The following is a 6,698-nucleotide window of genomic DNA, read 5'->3' as shown; positions in this document are numbered from 1 at the left end:
GTCGGCGCGGGCGCGGCGGGGCGGGGGCCCCGGCGCGCCGCTCACCGTCCGTCCGCGGCGGGGCGTTCCGGCCGGCGGTGCGCAGCGGGTCCCCGTCGTCGGGGGCCGCGGGTTCGGCGAGTACCGGGCGAAGACGGCGTCGCGCATCCGGTGGGAGAGCCCGGGGCCGTCGAGGCGATGAGCCTGATCCCGGCCCGCGAGCTGCGCGGCCGCGGCATCACGGTCAGCGCGGTCGCGCCCGGTCCGACCGCCACCGACCCGTTCCTGCACGGCGAGGACGAGGAGGCGATCGCCCGCCCCGCCGCCGTAGCAGCGGCTCGGCACCCCGCAGGACGTCGCCGAGGTCGTCGCCTTCCCGGCGAGCCCCGCGGGCCACCGGGTCGACGGCCAGGCGCCCCGCGCCGACGGCGGCATCGTCCGAGTGCGGGGACGGCTCCGGCGGGCGACGACCGACGGTGCGTCACCGGACATGTCGTGTACGCGTCTTCCCCTGGCGGCGGCGGGCTGGCACGCTGGTCGGGTTTGCCGACACCGGGAGGTCCCTTGTTACGCCTGTCAACCCTGGCCGTCGCGCTCACCAGCGCGCTCGCCCTCGTCACCGGCACGGCCGCCACCGCCTCGGCCGCACCGGACCGGGCGCCGGCCACGGTGGAGCCGGTCGCCTGGACACCGTGCAACCCCGACCCGTCCAAGCCCGACCCGAAGATCTACGACTGCGCCATCTACCCCGTCCCGCTCGACTACGCGCACCCGTCCGGCGAGAAGATCGGCATCGCGATGATGCGCCGCCGCGCCGGGAACCCGGCCAAGCGGATCGGCTCGCTCTTCCTCAACCCCGGCGGCCCCGGCGGCAGCGGGTACCTCTGGGCCACCACCACCAGGTTCGAGCCCCGCGTCACGGACAGCTTCGACCTGATCGGCTTCGACCCGCGCGGCGTCGCCCGGAGCAACCCCCTCAAGTGCTTCACCACCGACGAGGAGGCCGCCGCCGTCTTCGACCGCGCGGTCGGCGTACCGGTCACCCGGGACGAGATCAGCGGCACCCTCGCCGCCGACAAGGACTACACCGACGCCTGCGCCCGCAACGCCGGCGAACTGGTCAAGCACATGTCCACCATGAACGTCGTCCGCGACCTCGACCGGATGCGGCAGGCCGTCGGCGACACCGGACTCACCTACGCCGGCTTCTCCTACGGCACCCTGATCGGCGCCACCTACGCCAACATGTACCCCGACAAGGTGCGCGCGCTGATCGTCGACGGCAACGTCGACCCGCAACTGCGCCTGCACAACGGCCTCGAGTACGACCGGCAGCGCGCCACCGGCTTCGAACTCGCCCTCGGCGAGTACCTCAGGCGCTGCCAGGCGGCGGGCGCGCCGCGCTGCGCCTTCGCCGGCCCCGACACCCGGGCCAAGTTCGACGCCCTGCGGGACCACCTGCGCACCGCGCCGGTCACCCTGCCCGACGGCTCCACCGTCACCCTGTCCACCTTCACCAGCCAGGTCGCCAACGCCCTCTACGCCCAGTCCCGCCAGGCACCGCTGGCCCGCTCGCTCCAGGCACTTCACCAGGTGGTGAACCCGCAGCAGACGCTCGGCGCCGCGCCCTCCGCCGAGGAGGCGAAGCTGCTGGCGACGCCCGCCCCGGCCGCCCTGCGGGAGGCCCCGGCGGACACCCCGTACAGCTCCGACGACTCCTACTACGCCGTCAACTGCCAGGACAAGCCCTTCCCACCGGCCCCGCAGCTGTTCCCGCTGGTGGCCCGCGCCTGGGAGCTGGAGTCGCCGACCTTCGGCCGGTACCAGGCCTTCGACGCGCCGCCGTGCGCGACCTGGCCCGCCCCGGCCCTCACCTCCGAGCGGTACACCGGCCCGTGGAACCGCAGGACGGCCACCCCGGTCATGGTGATCGGCAACACCTTCGACCCCGCCACCCGTTACGCCTTCGCCCAGCGCATGCAGCAGGAACTGGGCAACGCCGTGCTGGTGACCGTCGACGTGGTCGAGCACTGCGCGGTCGGCCGCAGCGCCGCCCTGACCACCCTGGTCACCGCGTACCTGGTCGACCGGGCCGCGCCCAGGCCCGGGCAGCTCCTCAAGCCGGACGCGGACGCGTTCCCGGCGTGAGCCGCACGCCCCGCTGAACCGGCCCGACCGTACCGCCCCGACGGCCGACCAGCCGGCTCCGACAGCCGACCGCCCAGGTCGGCCGTCGGAGCCGTCAGGCGAACAGCTCGGAGGCGGTGACCGCGCGGAGCCCGCGGGCGTCGAGGTCCTGCAGGATGGCGGGCAGCGCGAGCACCGTGCCCCGGTGGCCGAAGTGCAGGCTCACCACCGAGCCGGGTCTGATCCGGTCCATGACGTTCCGGTGGACGGCGGTCGGCCCCGGGTCGGTGTAGTCGAGCGAGTCCACGTCGTACCCGAGGCAGTGCTCGTACCCGGCCCTGCGGGCCTGCTCCATGACGGTGGGCGTGCAGTACTCCGTCTGCGAGGGCCGCAGCCAGCGGCCCTTCGAACCGGTCAGGCGCTCCAGCCGCTCCGCGCAGCCGGCGATCTCGGCGTACGCCGCGTCCGCGCCCATCGAGGCGAGGTTGCCGTGGCTCAGGGTGTGGTTGCCCAGCTCGTGGCCGGCGTCCAGGATGCGCCGGGCGATCTGCGGCTGGTCGTCCAGCCAGGTGCCGACCGCCAGCACGGTGATCCGGGCCCCGGCGGAGGCGGCCTCGGCGAGCAGTGCCTCCGCGATGTCGGCACTGCCCTGGCCGTGGAAGGTCAGCGCCACCTCGTGGCCGTCCCGCGGCCCGGCGGACACCTGGAAGGGCAGGTCGGCCGGCAGCGGCGGCATCGCGACAGGGCTCGACGCCGTCGCGCTCGGACTCGGCGACGGCGACGGCGACGGGGGCGGCGAGGCCGGTCCGGAGGAGTGGGCCGCGGCGGGGGCCGCCCTGCCCCGGCCGGCACAGGCCGCGGCGGCCGCACCCACCGCGCCGAGACCCACGGCCCGCAGGAGACCCCGGCGGTCGATCGGATTCACGGTCGAGACCATACGGCCTCCACGACGAACCGCCACTCGGGCGGCGGCCGGTCACGGGACCGACGGGCACCGGCCGGGGGAGGGCGGAGCCGTCCGTGGCCGGAGCGGACCGGACGCGGTCAGGTCGGACGGACCGTGCGGGGCCCGGTGACCTCGGCACCGAGGGCGGTCACCCGGTCCCGCAGGCCACGGTCCGCCGTGACGACCAGACAACGGCGCGGCGACACGCCGGACACGGCCTGCTCGACCACGGCGACCACCTGGTCGTCGCCGCTGCCGGGCGCCTCGACCACCCGGACGCGGGGCAGCCCGGGAACGCCGCGGGCCGCGCCCTCCACGACGAGGACCACCTCCAGCGGACCCGTCCGTGCCCACGGCGGCAGCCCCGCGCGGTCGTCACCCAGCCCCGCACCGGCCAGCGGCACCAGGGCGTCGCGCAGCCGTTCGGCCGCACCCCGCCGGTCCCGCCACCAGCCGTCCGGAACCGAGCCCACCACGTTGGCCGCGTCCACCACCAGCAGCGGCGCGGCCTCCGCCGGTCCGCCCGCGTCCTGCTCGCCCATGGCAGCCAAGGGTGTCACACCCCGCGGACCCCTTGCCGGCGGGCCGGTGCGACGGCCATCCGGGTGCGGCGCCGTGTCGCGCCGCCCCGGACGGGCCGCGGCGGGTTTGATGAAGCCATGGAGCCCGATCCCACCGAGCCGTACACCGACGAACTGCTGGCCCTGACCCCCGGCCTGGCCCGCCCGGCCGCCGACCTCTTCGTGCGGCGGGTGTTCGAGGGCGGCGTCGAGCACGGCGCCCGCACCGCACTGGCGAACGTCGCCGCCACCGAGCACGAGAAGGACGCCCAGCTCCGGCGCCTCGGCGAGCGCCTGGTCGAGCTGGGGGAGGACCCGCTCGACGTCGCCCGACTGCTGAGCCGGGACTGAACCGGGACTGAGCCGGGTCGGGGCCGAGCGCTTCGTGAGCGACGACCGCCGACGGTGACGTCAACGGCGACCCGTGACCGGAGGCCGGATCAGAGCCAGCCGTTGCGTGCCGCGTGCAGGGCCAGCTGGAAACGGGTGCGCGATCCGGCCCTGGCCCCGATCTGCTCCAGGTGCCGGGAGAGCGTCCGGCGGCTCACCCCGAGGAGCTCGGCGATGGTGTCGTCCGTGATGCCGGTTGCCAGCAGCTCCAGGATGCGGCGCTGCACCGGGCCGAGACCCGGCGGCGAACCGCCGCCCCGGTGCATCGGCAGCGCCGTCCGCCACGAGGTCTCGAACAGGCCGGTGAGCGCGGACAGCAGGCTGGACGGGTGCACCAGCAGCAGTGAGTCGTTGACCTCCGCCTCCACGAACGACATCGACACGATCGCCAGCCGGCCGTCGAAGACCGTCAGCTTCACCGGCACCGTCGGCAGCACCCGCGCCTGCTCCCCGGCGGCGATGCACGGCCGGATGTTGGCGTCGTAGTAGGCGGTGTTCTCCACCGCCGAGCGCGAGTACACCACCCGGTAGACCACGCCCCGCTGCAGGTTGCGCTCCTCCACCGGGTTGGCCGGCCCGTCCGTGTGGTACGGCGGCGAGTCGAAGCGCAGCACCTCGCTCTCCGCCGCCGCCTCGATCTGCGGGATCCGCTCCGCGACCGCCGCTCCGGTCACCACCTCCAGCAGGTCCTCCGTCGCCTGCGGGCTGACGGTGCGCCGGTAGCCGCGGTAGGCGTTCACGGCGGCCTGGTGCGCCCGGTGCAACTCGGCCGTGCGCGTGTGCGCCAGGTGGTCGAGCGCCAGGGACGGCTCCACCGGGGCGTGCTCGCCGCCCTCCGAACCGGCCTCCGTGATCAGACCGAGTCTTCGCAACTCGGCCAGCCGGAGGTCCAGCTCCTCCGTCCCGAGGCCGGCGCCGAGCCGTCCGGCCAACTCCTCGCGACAGCAGGGACCGCCGGCCAGCAGCGCCGCGTAGACCTCGGCCTGGCGCCGGGTCAGGCCTAGTCGGGCCAGGTGCGTCCCCAGGTCCTCGTCGGTCAATGGACCTGCCTCTCCGTGCGGATCGCGGCGTCGGGTGCGCGCCGGTGGGCTGCATGGTGGCACGTCCTGCGGCCGGCGCACCAGAACGGACGGGACGGAAGTGACGGAGGGTCATGGTGCGGCGGCGGGCGCCCGTCCGCGTCACTGGCCTCCCTGTGCCACCGTTCCGGGCGCGCCGGCAGTAGACCGTTGCTGCCCCGGACGGTCCGGGACAGCAACGCTCCACCGAACGGGAGTCACCCGTGCCCAAGCACCGCGCCCACCGCATACGCCGCAGGACGATCGCCGTCACGGCGGCCGCCACCGCCGCGGCGGCCGTCGCCGCCACGGTGGCGGTCACCTCCGCCGACGCGGCGCCGCCGCCCACCGGTGAGGTCCGCGCCGCGGCCGCCGAACCGATCTCCGGCCGCTACCTGGTGGTGTTCAAGGACACCGGCGGCGCACCGCAGCAGGCCGCCGCGGTCGCCCCGGCCGCCGCCAGGATCGCCCGGGAGCACGGCGGCACCGTCCGCACCGTCTTCGACACCGTGCTGCACGGCTACGCCGCCGAGATGACGCCGGACCAGGCCCGGCGGGTCGCCGCCGATCCGGCCGTCGCCTACGTGGAACAGGACGCCGTGCAGCACCGCTCGTCCACCCAGCAGAACCCGCCCTCCTGGGGGCTGGACCGGATCGACCAGCGGAACCTGCCGCTGGACCACGGCTACAGCTACGCCGGCACCGCCTCCAACGTGACCGTCTACCTCGTCGACAGCGGACTGCGCACCACCCACGGCCAGTTCCAGGGCCGGGCCTCGATCGGCGTCGACGAGGTCGGTGACGGCCGCAAGGGCGCCGACTGCCTGGGACACGGCACCCACGTGGCCGGCACGGTCGGCGGCAAGGACTACGGCGTGGCCAAGGGCGTCAAGCTGGTCGCCGTCCGGGTGACCGACTGCCACGACAGCGCCTCCACCTCGGCGATCGTCGCCGCCGCCGACTGGATCACCAAGAACGCCGTCAAACCGGCCGTCGTCAACATGAGCATCAACGGCGGGGTCAGCGCCACCGAGGACAAGGCGATCAAGCGCTCGATCGCCTCCGGCGTCACCTGGGTGGTCTCCTCCGGCAACAGCAACTCCGACGCGTGCAAGAACTCGCCCGGCGACATCGCGGAGGCCGTCGTCGTCAACAACGCGACCTCCGACGACAAGCGCCGCTCGGACTCCAACTGGGGCTCGTGCACCGACCTGTTCGCGCCCGGCACCGGCATCGTCTCCGCCTGGAACACCGGCGACAGCGCCACCAAGTCGCTCACCGGCACCTCCATGGCCGCGCCGCACGTCACCGGTGCCGCAGCGCTGTACCTCTCGGCGCACCCCGACGCCACCCCCGCGCAGGTGCAGAGCGCGCTCCTCGGCGCCGCGACCACCGGAAAGATCGGAGACGCCGGCAAGGGCACCCCCAACCGCCTGCTCTACACCGGAAGCCAGCCGGCCCGCTGACCCGCCCCCGGGGCCCCGCCGCGGAAGCCCGCCGCCCCCGCTGCCCCCCGCTGCCGCCGCTCCCCGGTCCCGCCGCCGCCGGACCGGGGAGCGGCGGCGGGCACGGCCCACCGACCGCCTGCGCACCGATCCCCCTCCACATCTCCAAAAGACGACGCAGGACGACCGGTTG

Annotated in this window: 6 protein-coding genes and 1 pseudogene; 4 read left to right on the top strand and 3 right to left on the bottom strand. The window is 75.0% G+C overall.

Annotated elements, in window-relative coordinates; translation table 11 throughout:
- Positions 1–162 precede the first annotated feature (162 nt).
- Together AB0O09_RS23505 and AB0O09_RS23500 are read left to right on the top strand one after the other, a co-directional pair.
- Positions 163–418: pseudogene (locus AB0O09_RS23505) on the top strand (SDR family oxidoreductase); the annotation flags it as partial.
- A 125-nt stretch (positions 419–543) separates the two neighbouring features.
- Positions 544–2,127: an alpha/beta hydrolase gene (locus tag AB0O09_RS23500; protein WP_363544110.1), complete on the top strand. Its 1,584-nt coding sequence runs from the start codon at positions 544–546 to the stop codon at positions 2,125–2,127.
- A gap of 94 nt (positions 2,128–2,221) precedes the next feature.
- Here AB0O09_RS23500 and AB0O09_RS23495 read toward each other — a convergent pair whose 3' ends face one another.
- Both AB0O09_RS23495 and AB0O09_RS23490 read right to left on the bottom strand, forming a co-directional pair.
- Positions 2,222–2,842: a polysaccharide deacetylase family protein gene (locus AB0O09_RS23495; protein WP_363544109.1), complete on the bottom strand. Its 621-nt coding sequence runs from the start codon at positions 2,840–2,842 to the stop codon at positions 2,222–2,224.
- A gap of 308 nt (positions 2,843–3,150) precedes the next feature.
- A complete protein-coding gene (locus AB0O09_RS23490) occupies positions 3,151–3,594 on the bottom strand; it encodes an NTP pyrophosphohydrolase (RefSeq protein WP_363544108.1) in 444 nt (147 codons plus the stop codon).
- A gap of 117 nt (positions 3,595–3,711) precedes the next feature.
- Between AB0O09_RS23490 and AB0O09_RS23485 the strand changes: the two genes are divergently transcribed.
- Positions 3,712–3,963 carry a hypothetical protein gene (locus tag AB0O09_RS23485; RefSeq protein WP_363544106.1) on the top strand — a complete coding sequence of 84 codons (252 nt, stop codon included), beginning with the start codon at positions 3,712–3,714 and terminating at the stop codon, positions 3,961–3,963.
- An 89-nt stretch (positions 3,964–4,052) separates the two neighbouring features.
- Here AB0O09_RS23485 and AB0O09_RS23480 read toward each other — a convergent pair whose 3' ends face one another.
- Positions 4,053–5,042 (bottom strand): helix-turn-helix domain-containing protein, encoded by a 990-nt coding sequence (locus AB0O09_RS23480; RefSeq protein WP_363544104.1) that lies wholly within the window; start codon positions 5,040–5,042, stop codon positions 4,053–4,055.
- Between the two features lie 242 nt (positions 5,043–5,284).
- On the opposite strand from AB0O09_RS23480, the gene AB0O09_RS23475 reads away from it, so the two are divergent.
- Positions 5,285–6,526 (top strand): S8 family peptidase, encoded by a 1,242-nt coding sequence (locus tag AB0O09_RS23475; RefSeq protein WP_363544103.1) that lies wholly within the window; start codon positions 5,285–5,287, stop codon positions 6,524–6,526.
- Positions 6,527–6,698: the final 172 nt, after the last annotated feature.

Origin of the sequence: Kitasatospora sp. NPDC093679, from assembly GCF_040683455.1 — a bacterium.
Lineage (GTDB): Bacteria > Actinomycetota > Actinomycetes > Streptomycetales > Streptomycetaceae > Kitasatospora > Kitasatospora arboriphila.
Note: the sequence above shows the minus strand (reverse complement) of the source record. Positions and strands in the feature narration are given on the sequence as shown.

Coding starts and splice junctions, on each gene's coding strand:
- AB0O09_RS23495 (WP_363544109.1), bottom strand. CDS start 2,842: ATGCCGCCGCTGCCGGCCGACCTGCCCTTCCAGGTGTCCGCCGGGCCG.
- AB0O09_RS23490 (WP_363544108.1), bottom strand. CDS start 3,594: ATGGGCGAGCAGGACGCGGGCGGACCGGCGGAGGCCGCGCCGCTGCTG.
- AB0O09_RS23485 (WP_363544106.1), top strand. CDS start 3,712: ATGGAGCCCGATCCCACCGAGCCGTACACCGACGAACTGCTGGCCCTG.